This is a genomic window from Porcibacter vitabionis (genome assembly GCF_046263795.1).
Classification (GTDB): domain Bacteria; phylum Bacillota; class Clostridia; order Lachnospirales; family Lachnospiraceae; genus Lachnocurva.
This window is the reverse complement of sequence record NZ_JBJYZD010000002.1, coordinates 303,697-321,825: the sequence shown is the minus strand read 5'-3', so window position 1 is coordinate 321,825 and position 18,129 is coordinate 303,697. Positions and strand designations below refer to the sequence as shown.

At 44.6% G+C, this 18,129-nt stretch carries 12 protein-coding genes; all 12 read left to right on the top strand.

Annotated features, from left to right (window positions below; translation table 11 throughout):
* Positions 1-111: 111 nt before the first annotated feature.
* The 12 genes from ACKX2L_RS03100 (at position 112) to ACKX2L_RS03045 (ending at position 18,084) form a co-directional block, all read left to right on the top strand.
* On the top strand, positions 112-1,482 hold the full coding sequence (locus tag ACKX2L_RS03100) for a GGDEF domain-containing protein (RefSeq protein ID WP_497552587.1): 1,371 nt from the start codon (positions 112-114) through the stop codon (positions 1,480-1,482).
* On the top strand, positions 1,469-4,891 hold the full coding sequence (locus tag ACKX2L_RS03095; protein ID WP_497552586.1) for an EAL domain-containing protein: 3,423 nt from the start codon (positions 1,469-1,471) through the stop codon (positions 4,889-4,891). The genes ACKX2L_RS03100 and ACKX2L_RS03095 overlap by 14 nt, the downstream gene beginning before the upstream one ends.
* A gap of 47 nt (positions 4,892-4,938) precedes the next feature.
* Complete coding sequence (locus tag ACKX2L_RS03090; RefSeq protein WP_497552585.1) at positions 4,939-5,661, top strand: hypothetical protein; 723 nt, start codon at positions 4,939-4,941, stop codon at positions 5,659-5,661.
* A 28-nt stretch (positions 5,662-5,689) separates the two neighbouring features.
* A complete protein-coding gene (locus ACKX2L_RS03085) occupies positions 5,690-6,862 on the top strand; it encodes a GGDEF domain-containing protein (protein WP_497552584.1) in 1,173 nt (390 codons plus the stop codon).
* Between the two features lie 84 nt (positions 6,863-6,946).
* Positions 6,947-8,080, top strand: coding sequence for a hypothetical protein (locus ACKX2L_RS03080; protein ID WP_497552583.1), 1,134 nt, complete (start codon positions 6,947-6,949; stop codon positions 8,078-8,080).
* 36 nt (positions 8,081-8,116) lie between these two features.
* A complete protein-coding gene (locus ACKX2L_RS03075) occupies positions 8,117-8,578 on the top strand; it encodes a hypothetical protein (RefSeq protein ID WP_497552582.1) in 462 nt (153 codons plus the stop codon).
* A gap of 112 nt (positions 8,579-8,690) precedes the next feature.
* Positions 8,691-9,317 (top strand): hypothetical protein, encoded by a 627-nt coding sequence (locus ACKX2L_RS03070; protein WP_497552581.1) that lies wholly within the window; start codon positions 8,691-8,693, stop codon positions 9,315-9,317.
* 46 nt (positions 9,318-9,363) lie between these two features.
* Complete coding sequence (locus tag ACKX2L_RS03065; protein ID WP_497552580.1) at positions 9,364-13,464, top strand: type II secretion system protein; 4,101 nt, start codon at positions 9,364-9,366, stop codon at positions 13,462-13,464.
* 61 nt (positions 13,465-13,525) lie between these two features.
* A complete protein-coding gene (locus tag ACKX2L_RS03060) occupies positions 13,526-15,442 on the top strand; it encodes a substrate-binding domain-containing protein (protein WP_497552579.1) in 1,917 nt (638 codons plus the stop codon).
* Positions 15,443-15,600: 158 nt separating this feature from the next.
* The gene (locus ACKX2L_RS03055) at positions 15,601-16,182 is read left to right on the top strand and encodes an ECF transporter S component (protein WP_497549973.1); all 582 of its coding nucleotides are present in this window, start codon (positions 15,601-15,603) and stop codon (positions 16,180-16,182) included.
* Between the two features lie 28 nt (positions 16,183-16,210).
* On the top strand, positions 16,211-17,413 hold the full coding sequence (locus ACKX2L_RS03050; RefSeq protein WP_497552578.1) for an HD-GYP domain-containing protein: 1,203 nt from the start codon (positions 16,211-16,213) through the stop codon (positions 17,411-17,413).
* 44 nt (positions 17,414-17,457) lie between these two features.
* Entirely contained in the window at positions 17,458-18,084 is a 627-nt protein-coding gene (locus ACKX2L_RS03045; RefSeq protein WP_497549975.1) for a lactate utilization protein, read from the top strand.
* The last annotated feature ends 45 nt before the right edge of the window (positions 18,085-18,129 follow it).

The following is an 18,129-nucleotide window of genomic DNA, read 5'->3' as shown; positions in this document are numbered from 1 at the left end:
CTCCCTTTTTTCAAATGGTGATTGGGTGAAACAAGTGCTATACTTTAATTAGCAGAATGGACTGATATATTTTATCTGGTTGTTACAAGACGCTAAGACAGGAGGTTCTGTATGGATGCTGCCAGGGAATTTTTTCCGGATCTTGCAACAGATATTCCGGTACCTTATGCGATCTACAAGTTGATTTTTGATCCGGCACATAAAGTTATTGTCGACACGGTCTATCTTTTTGTAAATGATGAATATTGTCAGATGGCCGGCTACAGGAGAGAAGACCTTGTAAATCACAGATTTCTGGAGATCTATCCGTCAGGCAGTCGCTGGCTTCGCTATTGTCAGATGGTATGGGAGAAGAAAGAGCCCTTTCATGGATGCTTCTATTCCGAGGAAACAGGGCACTGGCTGGATTTTACGGTCGGACTGGCGGTCGGTGAAGATCGGGTCGCTTTTATCTTCACCAATGTAGATGCCTTTATTCATAAGGTGCGTCGGGAGACGACAACGGACAATGCAATCTTAAAGATCACAAAGCTTTTGAATAATGATGAAGATTACAGGACAAGTATCGATCATGCCCTGGCAGAATTGAGCCGCTTCATTCATCCGGACCGCATCTATGTCCTGGAGACCGACGGCCGGACCGTCTCCAATACCTTTGAGTGGTGTGCGCCGGGCGTTGAGCCGGAGATCGATACTTTGCAGAAACTGGATTATCAGGATTACATCGGCGGCTGGGAGAACTACCTGGAGAGGGATTCCCAGGTACTGATCCGTGATATCGAAGAATTGAAGCATGAGGATCCGGTGGACTACGAGAATCTGAAGCGACAGGGCATCCATCGCCTGGTTGCGGCACCTTTCTATAATCGCGGTCATCTGATCGGCTATCTGGGCGCAGACAATTACAATTCCGACGATCTCATCAATACCCAGCTCGTTCTCCAGTCGATCTCTTACTTCATCGGGGCGAAAATCGTAAATCAGCGTCTGATGGAGGATCTGAACCGGCTCAGCCATATTGATACCCTGACCAATGTTCATAACCGGAATGCCATGATTGAGAAAATCGATGCACTCAGCGTCAAGCACAATCCGGTCGGGCTGATTTATTCAGACGTCAACGGACTGAAACTCATCAACGACAAGCACGGTCATGAGGCCGGCGACCGGGCTCTTAAGTTCTCAGCAGAACTTCTGGTCCGTTATTTCGGCCGTGAGCATGTCTATCGGGCCGGCGGCGATGAATTTGTAGTCATTTATCCCAATATAGACCAGGACGAATTTCTGGAAATGCAAAAGAACCTGCAGGCAGAGCTGAAAAAGAGCGACATCTATCATTTCTCCTTTGGAAGTTTTTACTGCAAGGACTCTGCCAAGATTGAGAAAGCCATTCGGGTTGCCGATCGGCATATGTATAAGGACAAGAAAAACTACTACCTGAGGATGGGTTTCGAACGGAGGAATTGTAATGACAACTTATGAATTTTCACCGGAAACGAGATCTTTTCTGGAGAATATGCCGATTCCTCTCGCTGTTTATCAGTATCTGAATCATAAGATTCAGCCTCTTCTGGTATCGAAATCCTATCTGGAACTTTTCGGCTATCATAGTTGTGATGAAGCGGTCTACGGCTTGAACCATGACCTCTATCGCCACATCCATCCGGAAGACTTAGCCAGAATGGAGAGCGCTTCCTATCATTTCGCTACCGACGGTGATTCCTATGATATCCTCTTTCGGAATAAGAGGGACGATCAGACAGAATATCATTTGATCCATGCAAAGGGAAAATATACTACGGTTGGTAAAACGAAACTCGCCTTCATTACCTATTCCGATGAGACCGCAGACAAGGAGACGAATCAGAAGAAGGAGGCGGTCCTGACCAAGCTTTCCGGTCAGTATTCCAGTAATGACAGCAGTGAATATGTCAGGCATTTTGACAGCCTGACCGGTCTGCAGAATATGCAGCGCTTTCTCACAGATTCTGTTGCTGGAATAGAGAATCTCTGGGAGATGGGGAAGGTTCCGGTTGTACTCTATTTCGATCTCTGTGGCCTCAAGAGTTATAACAGCCGTCACGGACTGAAAGCGGGGGATCTGCAGATCTGTGAACTTGCCAAACAAATTGGCCGGTATTTCAAAAGAGAGCAGGCCTCCCGTTTTGAAAGTGACCACTTTGTCGTCTATTCCGAAGCGGATGACATCGAATCCAGGCTGCAGGCTCTCTACCGGGATTTTCAGAATGCACAGCAGGGAGGAAGTCTGAACATTAAGACAGGTATCTACCGCTATGAGAAGGATGGAACTCGTTTTACGGAGGCTTGTGACAGAGCAAGACTGGCGAGTGAATCCATCCAGCAGATATCGCATTCTTCCTTCGTATGGTTTGATCAAAGTCTGCTGAAGAAGTCTTCTTTAAAGTCCTATATCGTGACCAATTTTGATAAGGCAGTAGAAGAGAAATGGATTCAGGTCTGGTATCAGCCGGTTGTCCGGACCATGACGAAAACGGTCTGCAGTATGGAGGCTCTGGTTCGTTGGATGGATCCGTCGTATGGAATGATTTCGCCGGGCGAGTTTATTCCAACCCTGGAAGAGACCGGGAAGATCTACAAACTGGATCTCTATGTCTTTGAAGAGGTATGTGCTGAGATTTCCAAAAGATGGAAAAAGGGAGAGAACCTGATTCCGGTTTCCGTGAATCTGTCCCGAAAGGACTTCCTGCATGATGACCTTCCGGAGGCCATCGACCGGATCTCCTCGAAGTATGAAGTGCCAAGAGAGTTCACTTGTTTAGAGATCACGGAGAGTGCCTTTGTGAAGAATCTGGACAAAGTCGACCCTTTCATCCGGCGTTTTCATGAAATGGGTTATAAGGTCTGGATGGATGATTTCGGAAGCGGCTACTCATCCCTTGGAATTCTGAATAATTATTCCTTTGATGAGCTGAAACTTGATATGTCTTTTCTTCGGAAATTCGATGACAAGTCTAAGAGAATCATTACTTCCTTTGTCAAGATGGCCAAGGAACTGGATATCTCCACCCTTGCAGAGGGAGTTGAGACCAAAGAGCAATATCTCTTCTTACGGAAAATCGGTTGTGAGAAAATCCAGGGCTATTATTTCGGAAAACCCATGGAAATTTCTTCCATGTTCAGTCATCTGCAGGAAAAGGGTCTGGTGCTGGAACCTTCCAAGTGGAGAGCATATTTTACCAAACTCAGCCGGATCGACTATCTGACAGATAAGACACTTTGTGTTGTGGACGATGACGGCGATGAGATGAAGATTCTCTTTGCCAATGATGCTTATCTGGAAGTCTTGCATCGGGACCATGTTCTGGATGTCAGAGACTGGGAGAAGAAGATCAATACGCCCGGCGACCCGATCCATGTCTTCCACAGACAGTATGCGGATCAGCAGCTAAGGAGATTTTCCGGCCCTCAAGTGACTGCTTATCCCTCCGGCGACCATTATATGCAGCTGACCGGATCTGTCGAAGCAATTGAGGGCAGACATGAACTCTATACGATCCATATCCAGTATATCGATATCAATTTAGAGAGTTTTCAGCAGGTCGAGATAGAGACCATGAGCGATTTCTATTTTATGGCAAGTGATGTCGCGATCTACGACCTGGAGAAGAATACTGTACTGGGAGTAAAGTCGTCGATGGCGGAGCAGCCCATGAGCCTTGGGGTGGAATTAAATGATCTGGCATCGGTTATGGATGCCTGGAGGATGGATTACTGCTATCTGCCGGATCAGGATCGGATGGCAGATTTTCTGGATGTAAGTACTCTGCAGGCAAGACTTAAGAATAATCCAAAGCATGCCCTGACAGGGTTGTTCCGAAGCCTCACATCTTCGGGCGAATACCATTGGTTCCTTCATCTGATCGCGCCCATGCAGAGGTCGGATTTCAAACGTGCCGTTCATGTCACCTTGGAGGTGGATCTCCATGAATCGGACATTATAAAGCTTGCATCCTCTCTGAGCGATGTGATCTATGGCCAGAAAAAAGAGGGCATTACGCCGGAGATCCTCTGGAAGAATCTGGAGCAGGGTGCCGGAGCTTTGTTTTTCTGGAAGGATGAAAAGAGGAGATTTGCCGGAGTCAGCCAGAGCTTCCTCCGTTATTTCGGATTTTCGACCGACAGGGAGCTGATTGGAAAAACAGATGAAGACCTGCGATGGCATATTGATCCCAAACCTTTTAAGAAGGATGAAGAAGAGATCCTGAAAAGCGGCAAAAGAGTCTTTATGAAAGAGGGAAAGTGCATCATCAATGGCACCAATCGGAATATCCTTGTGAATAAGATCCCGATCTATCGGGATGGCAAGATCGTAGGCTTGATGGGCATTATGTTTGATGCCGCAATGACACAGCGATTCACGGATCAACAAGAACAGTCAGCCGCGATTGATCCGATCACCGGTCTTGCCAATTCCAGAAGTCTGGCGGATGGAATGATTTCTTTCCTAAATGAACATTGGCAGAGCAGGGTGGATTTCGCCCTCCTTGAAGTGAACATTCCGGAATATCAGGAGATCCAAAAACTCTATGGAGATGAATCCGGAAACAGCCTTTTAAGGTCTGTAGGAGAGCGACTGCAAGACTGTGTCGGCCGTGGCTCTGTGATTGGAAGGACTCATGATAGTCTTTTCTACATTCTGATGAAGTATTATCAGAAAGAGGATGTGAGAAATGTAGCCCGAAAGATTCATTTTTCTATTGAGTCGCTTCGAAAGGCCGGCCAGTGGAGTGGAAATTGCACTGCGATCATCAAGGCTTCCTACAGCGATCCGGAGACTGCAAACCGGAGTTCTTATCTGGATGATCTGTCTTTCATCTATATGAACAGTAAGGATCAGGAAGAATTGTAAAAGTCATTATGATTGATGTTTCGTTTTTCTCTGAAGGAGAATAGAGGATGAAGAAAGAGACCGGGATCAAGCAGAAGAACAGGACACGGAGCCGGGGGAACCGAGAGGGCTTTGTCCCGGTCGAATTGATTTGCGTTCTCGGAATCATTATGGTCCTGGTCCTGGTCAGTATCCCTCTGATTCGAAACTACGGCGAGGAGTCCCGGAGAAATCTGGATGCAAACAATGCGAGATCCATCTATCGGACATTGGAAACCAAGATGGAAGAAGGAGATCTGGATCTTACAAGGGATACGGCAAACGGAAGCCTCTATGTCCTGGTGCAGAGTTCGGATCCCAAGAGACGGCTGAAATATAACTCGTCCGATGAATTAAATCTCTATCTGGACTCGGATCAGAATGTCATTGTCCACGGCTTTACCGGCAGCATTTCCGGAAACTGGCTGTCCTCAGACAAGCAATCGAAAGATATCACTCTGCAAGATGAGCTGCGATACTGTTTTGGAAAGGGCGGTATGGTTCTTCATTGCAAGCATCCCGATCAGAAGCTTAAGAAAACTGCCGGCTGGGACTGGTATATGATCCGATTTACCATAGATGAAAAGGGCATGGTAAATGGCCGCATCTATTCGGGCAGTCATAGGGACCCTTCGACAGCCTTGAAATATTATCCGGATGAAACTAATATCGAGAAGTATATGAAACGGCAGAAATCCGGTACAGAGATCAAGGAGACTTTCTGGCAGGTAAGGCGTAGAACATTGACATAGGATTCTGTGGAGATTAGGACGAACCGGTATGAAGATAGAGACAAATAAAATAAAGAATCATTTCTCGGATGATGTATTAAACATGAAATGGAATCAGTTTGAGAAAAATTCCTGGTTTCAGACGGAGTTATTTCGCAACAACCTGGTCTTTGGTCATGCAGCAGCCATCATGCTGGTCACTATTTCTCTGATCGGCTTCGTCGGGACCTATGCGCCTTTTTCCGAAGGGCTGGTTGTCTCTTATATCAATGCAACTTTTGTCTATGCGGTGCTGCTTGTTTTCAATCTGTTTTCTCTTATTCTTTTGAACCGGAGGGCCAGAGCCTTTCGTGAAGATGAGAGCAAGACTTCACACCGGATCTTCTATTGGTTTAATGCGATCAATATGGTCTTGGCGGCTACGACCTGTCTTGCCACGCAAAAACACAGCGGCTTTTTCTTTGAATATATCCTGACCACCGTAATTGTCTATCTGCTTCTCTATCTTGATATGAGAAGTCAGATTCGGAATATGATCATCAACCTGCTTAGCATTGTTCTGATCCTCGAGATCAGTCATCATAATACCGCCTGGCAGGATATCGTAGATATCATCGCTTTGCATGTGATCTGCCTTTTCATCAACCGAATCCGCTATAAGAATTTTGTCCTTTTGGAACAGAACAAGTATCTGATTGAAAAGCAGAAGATGGAGTTTTATCTGGATAGCCGGAAAGATGGTTTGACGGGGCTTTCCAATCGAATGAGTCTTCGGGAAGATTTCGATGGATATATCGGTAAAGATCTCTGTTTTGCCATGATCGATCTGGATTTATTTAAGCAATTTAATGATGTCTTTGGTCATGCCGTAGGAGATAAGGCCCTGATTGCAACCGGGCATTTTATGCAGAAGATCTTTGATCGGGAGACGGACCACTGTTATCGCTATGGTGGAGATGAATTCCTGATCGTTTCGGAAACAAAGGATTTTAGTGACTTTCAAGACAGACTTGGCCAGCTGAGTAACAAATGCCGGAATTGGAAGGGCATCCGGAAGATCTCTCTTTCCATTGGTTTTACATACGGTCATACGAAGGGGTTGGTTGAGATTCGTGAAATGTTAGAGCTTGCAGATGAGAATCTCTATCTGGCCAAGGCGGGAAAGCCGGATAAGATTATTGGAAGCAGATTTGTATCGAAAGCGGAAAAGACAGATCTCTAGCCTGCATTGTTTCCGAACTGATCTCGTGCTATACTAATAACGATTATCAATATGCCTTTCGGGAAATGTCGGATGAGACTTATGATGACAAGATACAAAATCAAGAACAGGATTCGAAATAAAATCAAGTCGGAGCAGGGTGCCAGTCTGATGATCGCTCTGCTTTTTTTCCTTGTCTGCGCAGTGGTCGGTTCGGTTGTTTTAACCGGAGCTACGGTAACCAGCCGTCGCACGTCCGGACCTGATACCGATGCCAATCGGAGGAGATATGCCTTGATTTCGGCACGAGATCTGATCACGGAACAGATGAAGAGCGGGATTTCGTCGCAGAACGGAAGCAATCAGAGCGAAAGCGATCAGAGCGGAAGTCAGGTAAATCAAAGCGGAAATTCCGGCGCCGCTTCCGATGGAGAATCCTCGGTAAGTTTTGAACAATCATGGGATTTCACATTGGTAGAGCAGGATGACGGGAGTACGTCTCTTTCCTCTTCAAAAGATAATGCTTATGTACCGCAGACATTTCAACCCAAACCCATAAAGGACACTTCAAGCACGAATTCGGATCCTCTTTTTACCTCTTTAAGAAAGAATATGACAGAGAAGGTCATTGCACATTATTGGCCTTATTTCGCTTGTGGGAAAACGGCAACTGCCAAAGATTCATCAAAAGTCCCGCCTGCCATTTCGACGGATTTAGATCCCTGGCAGACAGAATTCCCAATTACAGATTGGGACCAGGTCTTAAGCGGAGCGAATGGATCTGGTTCGACCGGATCCGGGACGAACAGCTCAGGAAAGTCAGATACGGCTCTTGCCAATAAATACACTGTTCAGACGACCAAGGATGGTGGACCACTAGAGATCAACCTGGATATCGATAAAAATTTTCCGACCGTCTATGCAGATGTCTGCATGGATTCCTCTTTTCAGATCAAGATCCATCTCTATTGTAAGGAAAATAGTGGTAATAGCGGTAATAGCGGTAATAGTGGTAATAGCGGTAAGACGGCATCCGATGCGAACCGACCGGAGCTTTGGATCCTTTATCCCTTGTCGGATGTGAGTATCACCTATAACACAAGTCCAAAAGTGGATGCCACAGGATCTGGAAACTCTACGGAAAAATCGGTCACATATGTTCGTTCCATGAAAATTCAGGTCAGTTGGGGACAGCCTCTCATTACTTCAGACGAAAATCTGTTAAAAACTTCGGACTGATCTTCAGAATAGAGCTTTTGCAGAGGACAGATTATTATGAAACAAAGAAAGCTGATAAAACAGAAAAAGAAGGATGGCCAACACTTGCTGTCTAAGCTGAGATCCGAACATGGGGAATCTCTGGGCGAAGTCCTGGTCGCTGTCCTTGTGGTGGCACTTGGCTCCCTGCTTTTTGCCTCCATGCTGACTGTTTCGATACGAATCGTATCAAAAGGGAAAAAGACCTATCACCAAAATATGAACGTAAAGAATGAGTTGGAGGCTTATCAAAAGGGCAATAGTGGAACAAGTAGTACAGGTAGTACATCTAATGTACAAACGGCAGAGGGACAGGTGACTGTCTCTGGTACATTACATGGCATTGATTCCACGACGCAGAAAGATTCGGAAACATCAACAGCGGATCCGGATCAGCAGATTGAGTTACAAACTAATAATAAAGTTTCTGTAACTACTGTAGGCTCAGATGGAAAGACCTATCGCTATTTTATGAAATAGAATTCCATAAAGAAATTCAAGATAGAAATTTCAGATAGTAATCTCAGATAGAAATTTTAGATAGAAATTCAAGATAGAAATTCCAGAGATAAATCTTAGAAGTCGTATGCATATGAGAAATATTTTATTTCGAAAACTAAAAAGCAGAAAGGGCGTGTCGCTGGGGGAAGTCTTGGTTTCTGTCCTGATTCTGCTTCTGGCGACGATGGCTGTGGTTTCCGGTGTCCAGGCAGCATTACGGGTATATCAACGGGTCCGTCTGCAGTCGGAATCTGAGACCATGCTTTCGACCGCCATCAATACGATTTCTTCTGATCTCTATCGGGCCAAAGGTCCAAAAAAGGTTTCGATTTCAGATGACAGTCAGGCAGGCAGTAGTTCAGGAAGCTCGAAATCGGTTTACATTTTCCAATCGGAGAACCGGAATTACGGCGATTATTATATGTATTTTCGGAATACTGGCTCGGCAACGGACGCTTCGGACTCTGAGATCGAGCGGGTCGTTTGTGAGGAAGATGGTACGCTTCAAAAAACCTACCCTGTTCTGGCAGCTAAGACCCAGTCCTTGAAACTGCATGCAAAACTGGTGGATCAGGAAGGAAGTACGAAATCCGGTTATGTTTCTTATGCCAATGGCGTCTATACATTTACGGTTGCCATCCTGGACCAGAAGGAAAGTCACATTTATGCATCGCAGACGGTGACCATTCGCTCTCTACTGGAAGATTCGTTCGATTGATTAAATGTGGGATCATTCGGATCGATTCGCGCTAGAAGGATTTACTATGAGAAATGTTAATAGAAAACTGTTGAATAATAAGGGCTTTACATTAGCAGAGATGCTTCTGACAGTTTCGATTATTATCATTCTCGGTGCTCTTGTCGCTGTGAATGTCATCCGCTATCAGAGAAAGCTGAAGCTGACCGAAATGGATAATGCTGCCCGCGAGATCTATATGGCAGCCCAGAACCATCTATCGGATAGTGTCTCCACCGGCGACTGGGGAGAGATCTACGACAAGTATGGTAAGATGAAAGCGGATGACGGGTCTGCTACGACTTCCACAGAAACGAAGACCAACTATCTGGGGACATATATTGGGGATAAGATCGCGAAAGTAGATCCGTTTGTAAAAGATGATAACAGCTCTTCCACTGAAACTTCTTCAACAAATGGCAAGAAACATGAATTTTATTATTTGATTGTAAATTCCAAGAAGAATCTAACTGGCAATGCCATGGCACAGCTCCTTCCGACGGGCGCCATCGATGAGACAGTCCGAAAAGGGGCTTATATCATTGAATATGATGCCATTCAGGGACAGGTTTATGATGTCTTCTATACGGATGGGGATGTAAAGCTGACTTACGAGAACACGGTAACAGCACTGGATGATAAGATCAAGCAAAACTCTGGAAGCAATACAAACCGTACTGATAGTAAAAATTTGAGAGAGAGATTCTCAGTTTCTCTCAGTAGTGGATCCAAGAAGGTCGCCCTTGGTTATTATGGTGGTGCATCTCTTACCGATGATGCTTTTCAGAAGAATCAGAAAGTTACTGTTGAAGTCAAAAATGAGAACCGTCTTTATCTGATCGTGACGGTGCCGAGTTCTATCACCAAAAAATATACGATAGATCAGAATAATATCAAAATAACTTTGAAGGATCTTCGTTCGGATGCTTCTAATGTTCAGGGTGTCTTAAAAACAGAGCCAGTAAAAATAGTAAACACTTCTGATTTGTCCCAGACTCGGTATTATATCTTGGATAGCCCGGTAGAAAAGGGCTATAGCATTACGGATTCTTCTCATATTGAATGGAAAGTATCTGATAATTCTAGCTCTTCTCCTAGCAACGGGAATACAGGGAATACAAATGAGAAGTTTCATGCCGGTGACAATCTGCGGGCAAGCGTAACAATCACGGCAAATAAGATTTCCGGTTCAAGTACTAATAAAACAAAGAAATTCAAAGCTACATCAGAGAGATTTAACAGTACCTATGCCGAAGGCTCCAGCGATACAAGTGCCCGTATCACGAATGCCAGACACCTTCAGAACCTGGCCATTTCTGAATCGAATCAGACCGCTTCATCAAACTCTACAACGGTAGTGTCCCTTAACACCAATCCGATGGTTTCCAATCAGATTACGGACGTCAAGATTCTAAGCGATATCATCTGGCATAAGGGAGATCAGCCGGCATCGAGTCAGACAACAGACGTTCAGGCTGCAGGGCAGCAGAATGCAAATGGAAATAAGGGAAACCAAACAGATGCGGCTGATACAAAAGACTACTTTGAAAAATTGAAGGATGAGGCGACCAACGAGTATGGCTTTGATAGTAACGCACTTACTGTAGTTACGACCAATTTCACAGGCATCCAAAGCAGCACGATTTCGAACGTTAGTGGTTCTGTTGAGAGTACAGACGCTTCTAAGCAGAATCAGAAGCAGAATCAGGCACCGGTTCTCTCGGATTTCATGATCAGTGATCCGACAGGATATTATGGCCTGTTTGCAAAAATGGGGGCAGATAGCCTGTCTCTTACGAATCTCTCCTTGAAAAACTTCTATCTGACCAATAATGTCCTGCCAGATGGGCAGATTGGCACAAATGTTAAGGAAAAGATCGATACAACTACGCAAAATTGGAATAAGCAGCAGCCAATCGGAGCTGGATCTTTGATTGGCCAGTTTGATGGAAAATCGTTAAATGTTAATAAGGTATCCATCGAAAATGTGACAGAGGACTTCAAATCAAACCAAGGAATCAAAGCCGGCGGCTTGATTGGAGCCATTACAAATTCATCTAAAGCCAATATTACAGATTGTTATGCTTCGGTTTCCGGAATAGCTGGCGACAATACTTCTGGACAGGATCAAAAAGAAATCATAAGTGCGACAAATTTAGGAGGCTTGATCGGATCCATAGATAATGGAGCTCATGTACTGCGATGCTATTCTTCCGGCAGAACTGTGAATGGTGGAGACTATGATGAAAAGCATCCCAATATTTCAGTCCAAAATGGCAATGTCGGAGGCTTGATTGGAAATGCCAAGGGCTCTACCTCCGTTACATATTCCTATTCTACATGTTCCGTCGGTGCCAATAAACAAAACGGAAAGACAAATGGATCTTGCGGTGGTTTCATAGGCTTTATAAGCAGAACATCATCCGTAGAAGGATGTTATTCGACTGGCTTGATTATTAATTTAGCAGAAGAGACATCAACTGATTTAAATAATAAATGGGCTGATTATGGACAGTTTATTGGAGAAACAAATTCTAAAGGCGGACAAGTGAAAGTTCAGAATTGTTCTGTTCTGAAAGGAATTAACAGTGATCAGATATCTGTCATCTGGGATGATAGTATGCAGAACACTAGTGCGTATGACAATGACATTAAAATTCAAAGCAGTTTAGGTCAGGCAACAACAGGTGAAAAGAATCCATTTGTTGTTTCTGAAAAATCGACAGCTGCTCCAGTAGATAAATCTCTGGGGGATAAATACCCTTACTGCACGACAAGACAGTTGTCAGATTTATTTCAGCACAATACAGTAAACGCATCAAAAGATGAATCTGAAATAGGCCACGTTGGTGATTGGCCGATTGAGAAGGAACCGGCAACTGTTGGACTTATATATTACGAGTATATAAAAAAGGACAATAATAAGAAGCCAGATGTCTATTATAATGGCTTTTGGGAAAATATGAGTAAGGACCCTAATCAGTATCATGTACAGCCATTTACAAAACTGGAAGGCGACAAGTTCCCTACGGATGGTTATGTGGTAGAAGACGGCTACGCCTTGGTTCTGAAGGTGGATCATAATAGAGACAACACAATTAAGGCTCCGAATGGAACAACGCTATCCGATACCAACACCTTTATTGGTACAGAAAGTGCCGATGGTAAACATATCCAAAGTCTATCGTTAAAAGATGCGACAGTGAATAGTGATGGCGGTAAGATAGGACTGAATCAGGATGACTATAAATTATACCGAATAAAGGAACCGGATGATAACAATCTCAATCTTTATCAATTTTATGAAAATGTAAAAACAACAAACACATTGAATGTTTATGTGGAGAATTCTGATGAGACAACGAAAACGAAGTCGAAAACGAAGTACGCTTCTTTCTATGTTAATCTCTATTCCGCCAATGCGGTAGTTGCCTCTACAAAGGATTTACCTAATAATTCCCTGACTATTCGGAGTGCAAGGCAGTTCTATAATCTGTTTTATGAGTCTGTAAATAATACAGCCGGTTTATTAACAAGTAGTACATACATCATAAAGCAGGAAATGGACATTGACTTTGAACAGGAATTTACAAATAAATTCGGTATTCGAGATGAGCCCTATAAAAATGATCCCCATATCTACCAGTCCAAATTCCAAAAGCTTGATACGACTAAGATGACCTTTAGATGCCATTATAATGGTAACCAGCACTATTTGAAGAATTGGATTAGAAAGGGCGAAAATGGCCAAAATCAGAATCTTTTTGGCAAAGAATGTAAGGATCGGGGGATTTTAGAAAATCTGTACTTTTATAAGGTGACGGGTCAGTATCTATTTAATACAAATAGCGGAAGTATTCATGACCTCACTTTTATTGATTGTAACATGAATGGCTATGTACAATCTGGTAAAGTTGATCCGAGTGTCAAAGGCCTGAATTCTCAAGCAAAATCTGCCTTCCCCTTCGGCCAAGACGCAGACGCCACTTCTGATCAGAATCGGAATCATGCATCGAATACAACATCGAATTCCTCCGCAAACCAGACGGCCGGCCAGACATTGAATCAGGACGACAGCCATTCGAATCAGGCCGCAGGCAACGTTTCGAATAAAGACTCAAACAATTAAACGGTAATGCTATAATGATAGATAGCAATTTTTTAGAATTTCCGAATAACAGGGGGCAAATATGAAACGGATATTGCTGCTGACAGATGGTTGGAGACGTTTTATCGTCTCCGCCTGGAGCAATGGCATTCTGCAATATATGAAAGAGCATGACAGGGATTATTCCCTCATTCAATTTCATTGCTGGGGGAACTGGAGCAGGGATAAGAAATTCAACGAAGGGGAGTATTCCATCTTCTCCCTGGCCAATTTCAAAGATTATGATGGAATCGTCGTTGATTTTACCAACATGGAAGACGAGAAGGTGATCCGGGATCTGCAGAAGAGGATCATAGAAAGTAAGGTTCCGGCCATTTCACTCTGCAATTCCATCGATGGAATTCCCTGTGTCAGAAATGATAACTATCATGCCATATGCGGCTTGTTTGAGCATATGTGGAATGTTCATAATTGCAGGACCTTCCATTTCAGCGGAAGCAGTCAGAAAGTAACCGAGTCCATCGAGAGAGAACAGGCTTTCCGGGATTGCTGTAAGAGACATGGCATTGAAGTCACAGACGATATGATCACGGAGATGGACTATAGCACAAGAACCGGAGCTTTGACCGCAAGGGAATTCTTCGATCTGTCCGGCAAGAATCTGATTCAGCCCCTTCCGGATGCCTTTATTTGCGCCAATGATAATATTGCCATCGGACTCATCATGGAAATGCGGAAACATGGCTATGATTGTCCGAGAGACTTTTTGGTCACAGGTTTTGATAATCTGGACAAGGCCATGTATTACCAGCCGCAGATCACCACGGTCACATTGAATCGGGAGCGGATCGCTTATCGGGCCATGCAGGCTCTGGATAGCATGATCCAAGAAAATAAGACCATAAAAGACATCCATATTCCTGCAGAGATCGTTCTTGCGGAGAGCTGTGGCTGTCCGACCAATCAGGATGTGTATTTCCGCTCTTATCTGTCCTGGCACGTGGAGGATATCATCCATACAAATGATCGAAATGAAGTATTTGCTTTGATTGCAAGATCCTTGAATCCTTCCCTGTCTTTACAAGACCTCATGCATCAGGTCATGAGGAGATATTCCATGCTGGACCTCGATGGGGTCTATATTGTTACGGATGACCGGATCGGAAGTGAGGCTTTGCCCAGAGGTCATTATGAAATGGAACATCTTAGGGTTATGGCAGCCTGCGAGAGAAGATGGGTCAATAATGGATCAAGAATGGAAGAAATGCAGAATCAGACCTTCCAAAATGCCGTGGAATTAAAACACCATCTGGATTCCATCAGTAATCGCAATAGTTTTATTTTGATCCCGCTTCATATTCTGGATCAGACCGCAGGCCTGATCGTTCTTTTCAATCCGCGATTTATCAGCAAAGAATGGTATTTCTATGAGTTTCAGGATATTGTCCTTCATGCCATTTCCGAATGGGATACCAATCGGAAGCTGCAGCTTTCTCTGACGCGCCTTCGTAATGTCTATGACCGCGATGACCTGACCGGTCTGTATTCCAAGGCAGCCTTTGAGTCCAAGCTTCTGCCTTGGGTCGGTCAGAAGATCCAAGAGAAAGAGCTTGCCGTTCTCTTCCTTGATATTGACGGCTTTAAGTCCATAAATGACAGTCGGGGCCATGCCTTCGGCGATCAGGTCCTGAAGCAGGTGGCAGATGCCATTCGGGAAGAAGCAAGTCAGGACAGCTTCTCATATCGTTACGGCGGAGATGAATTTGTTATGATCCTGGCCATCGACCAGCCTGAGCAGGCACCGGAAACCAAGGCGCGGATCATCAATCATTTGAAGGGAAATCATATTTCTGTCAGCATCGGGCTCAGCTATCCGGATCTTACCAAATGGAATCCAAACCTCTTGCAGGACGGTTTGCGGACTCAACTGGATCACTGTATTCAGAAGGCGGACCACGATATGTATTGCTATAAAAGACTTCATCATACGCGGCGCTGAAAATGCCAGGACAGAAGTCCATCCTGGTTATACAATCTGGTTATATAAAATTATCAGAAACTGGGTATAACGATATTATCAGAATCGATTATAATCCTTTGTAACAGTTCATGAACGATAGCCTCTTAAGATTTGACTGTGAGAAAGGAAAAGAGATTATGAAAAACGAAAAGATTCAAAAGACGGTCTATGCTGGTATTTTTGCTGCCATTACATTTGTTGTATTTACCTATCTGTCGATTCCGATTCCTACGGTTGGAGGCGGCAAGGTTTCGGTTCATCTGGGCAATGCATTTGTCGTTCTCGGTGCTTTGCTTCTTGGAACCGGTTATGGCAGTATCGGTGGAGCCATTGGTCTTACTATTGCAGATTTGATCGATCCGGTTTATATTGTAGAAGCGCCGATCACATTCCTGATCAAGCTCTTGATCGGTGTCATCACTGGTCTGATCGCTCACAAGATCGGACATATTGCAAGTGAAAAGGATCCGAAGAAGGTAAGCCTTTTTGTATTCTTAGCTTCTGCTGCCGGACTGGCATTCAATGCGGTCTTTGATCCTTTGCTTCGGTATTTCTATAAGATCCTGATCTTAGGGAAACCGGCAGCCGAGGTATCCCTTGCCATCAATTTTGGTGTAACTCTGTTGAATTCGATTGTCTCCCTGGTAGTTGTTGTCCTCCTCTATGCAGCCCTTCGGGCACCGCTTCGAAGAGCCGGACTTCTGCCATCGAAGGCATGATTGTTTGGAAAGTAAATCAGGTAATTGGATGCAATTAAATCTTTTGGATATGCTGTCTGCTTTTTCCTATTGTCTGGATGCGATTGAGCAATCGGTTGCAGGCCGGTCGGATGAACATGGCTTGCGAGTTGCTTTTCTGACAGAGAGAATGGCAAAGGCGGCCGGCATTTCCGGAGATGCTCTTCTGACTCTGACCGGTTGTGCCATCTTGCATGATAATGCACTTTATCAATATATGTCGGCACGGAAGGCAGTGGAAGAGGGAAAAGAAGACAAGCATTCCAGCTCCATCAGGGACCACTGTATTCTGGGAGAGGAGCAGTTAAAATATATCCCCTTTCCATCGGATTCCTCAACCATCATTCTCTATCATCATGAGAGGGCGGACGGGAAGGGCCCCTTTGGAAAGAAGGAAGGGGAATTTCGTCTGGGCTCTGCCCTGATCCATCTGGCGGACAACCTGGATATTCATTTTCCTCTTCAAAATATGACGTGGGAAACCTATCAGAAGGTTTCGGATTATGTAGATAAAAACAAAGGTACAGAATTCTGTCGGCAGGCGGCAGACCTCTTTCATAAAGCCCTTTCGATCGATACTTTTCATAAAGCCGATCGGATGGGCTTAAAGTCGTCTATCTTCCAGGATGTCCCCTGCACCATGACAGACTTTTCGGAAGCAGAGATCCGAGGTCTTGCAGGCTTTATGACACGGATCATCGACTATAAGTCCAGCTTTACCAGTGACCATTCCAAAGGGGTAGCTGAGAAAGCGGAGCGGATGGCCCGCTTTTACGGCTGGCCAGAGGAAAAGGTTCTTCGCTTTTTCTTTGCCGGCGCCTTGCATGACATCGGGAAGATCTTCATTTCTCATGACATCCTTGAGAAACCCGGTAAATTAGAGAGTAAGGAATTTGATCAGATGAAGAATCACGCTGCCGGAACGCTTCATATTTTAAGTCAGATCCGTGGGCTGGAAGACATTACGGAATGGGCATCGAACCATCATGAAAAACTGGATGGACAGGGTTATCCGCGAGGCCTGACAGCGGATCAGCTGACTTTCGAAGATCGGCTCATGGCCTGCGTGGATATCTATCAGGCTCTGAGTGAGAAAAGGCCTTATAAAGAAGGGCTGCCCCATAATGAAGTGATAAAGATTATGCGGAATATGGCATCTATGAATAAGATCGATGGCCGAATTGTTGAGGATATGGACAAGGCTTTGGCTTGATGTTCTTTTATTCATGGCATTGTATCAAGGAAAGGAAGAATAAGATGGATCAGAATTTATATCAAAGAAATGAACTTTTGGCACAGACGGTAATCAAGGGACTTTCCTCCCGCAACATGACCGGCTTCTATGCCAGGGACAAGGAGGAAGCGAAAAGGATCGCCCTTTCTCTGATTCCGGAAGGAAGTTCCATCGGTCAGGGCGGCTGCATGACATCACGCGAAATCGGGCTCATTAACGCTTTGAAAGAGGGAAAGTATCACTTCATCGACCGGGATCAGATGGATCCGAGAGAAGCACTTCTCTTAACCTATGATTGCGATGTCTTTCTGTCCAGCGCCAATGCCATGACAACTGACGGGATCCTTGTCAATATCGATGGAAATGCAAACCGGGTTTCCTGTATTGCGAATGGCCCCCGTAAGGTCATCTTCCTTGTCAGTATGAATAAGATCTGTCCGGATCTGGATTCTGCAATGAAGCGGGCAAGAAACGTAGCGGCTCCTTCGAATGCCATGCGATTCCCAATCAATACCCCTTGTAAGAAGACGGGCAAGTGCTATGACTGTAAGCAGCCGGACACCATCTGCTGTCAGTTTTTGATCACCCGCTATTCCCATCATGAAGGCAGAATTAATGTTATCCTGATCAATGACTCTCTGGGCTTTTGACAAGAATAAACCAGACATATAATGCATAAAGCTTTAGCATCCGGA

Excerpts from the sequence above, each read along its gene's own strand:
- ACKX2L_RS03100 (WP_497552587.1), top strand. The coding sequence starts at position 112 with ATGGATGCTGCCAGGGAATTTTTTCCGGATCTTGCAACAGATATTCCG.
- ACKX2L_RS03095 (WP_497552586.1), top strand. The coding sequence starts at position 1,469 with ATGACAACTTATGAATTTTCACCGGAAACGAGATCTTTTCTGGAGAAT.
- ACKX2L_RS03090 (WP_497552585.1), top strand. The coding sequence starts at position 4,939 with ATGAAGAAAGAGACCGGGATCAAGCAGAAGAACAGGACACGGAGCCGG.
- ACKX2L_RS03085 (WP_497552584.1), top strand. The coding sequence starts at position 5,690 with ATGAAGATAGAGACAAATAAAATAAAGAATCATTTCTCGGATGATGTA.
- ACKX2L_RS03080 (WP_497552583.1), top strand. The coding sequence starts at position 6,947 with ATGACAAGATACAAAATCAAGAACAGGATTCGAAATAAAATCAAGTCG.
- ACKX2L_RS03075 (WP_497552582.1), top strand. The coding sequence starts at position 8,117 with ATGAAACAAAGAAAGCTGATAAAACAGAAAAAGAAGGATGGCCAACAC.
- ACKX2L_RS03070 (WP_497552581.1), top strand. The coding sequence starts at position 8,691 with ATGAGAAATATTTTATTTCGAAAACTAAAAAGCAGAAAGGGCGTGTCG.
- ACKX2L_RS03065 (WP_497552580.1), top strand. The coding sequence starts at position 9,364 with ATGAGAAATGTTAATAGAAAACTGTTGAATAATAAGGGCTTTACATTA.
- ACKX2L_RS03060 (WP_497552579.1), top strand. The coding sequence starts at position 13,526 with ATGAAACGGATATTGCTGCTGACAGATGGTTGGAGACGTTTTATCGTC.
- ACKX2L_RS03055 (WP_497549973.1), top strand. The coding sequence starts at position 15,601 with ATGAAAAACGAAAAGATTCAAAAGACGGTCTATGCTGGTATTTTTGCT.
- ACKX2L_RS03050 (WP_497552578.1), top strand. The coding sequence starts at position 16,211 with ATGCAATTAAATCTTTTGGATATGCTGTCTGCTTTTTCCTATTGTCTG.
- ACKX2L_RS03045 (WP_497549975.1), top strand. The coding sequence starts at position 17,458 with ATGGATCAGAATTTATATCAAAGAAATGAACTTTTGGCACAGACGGTA.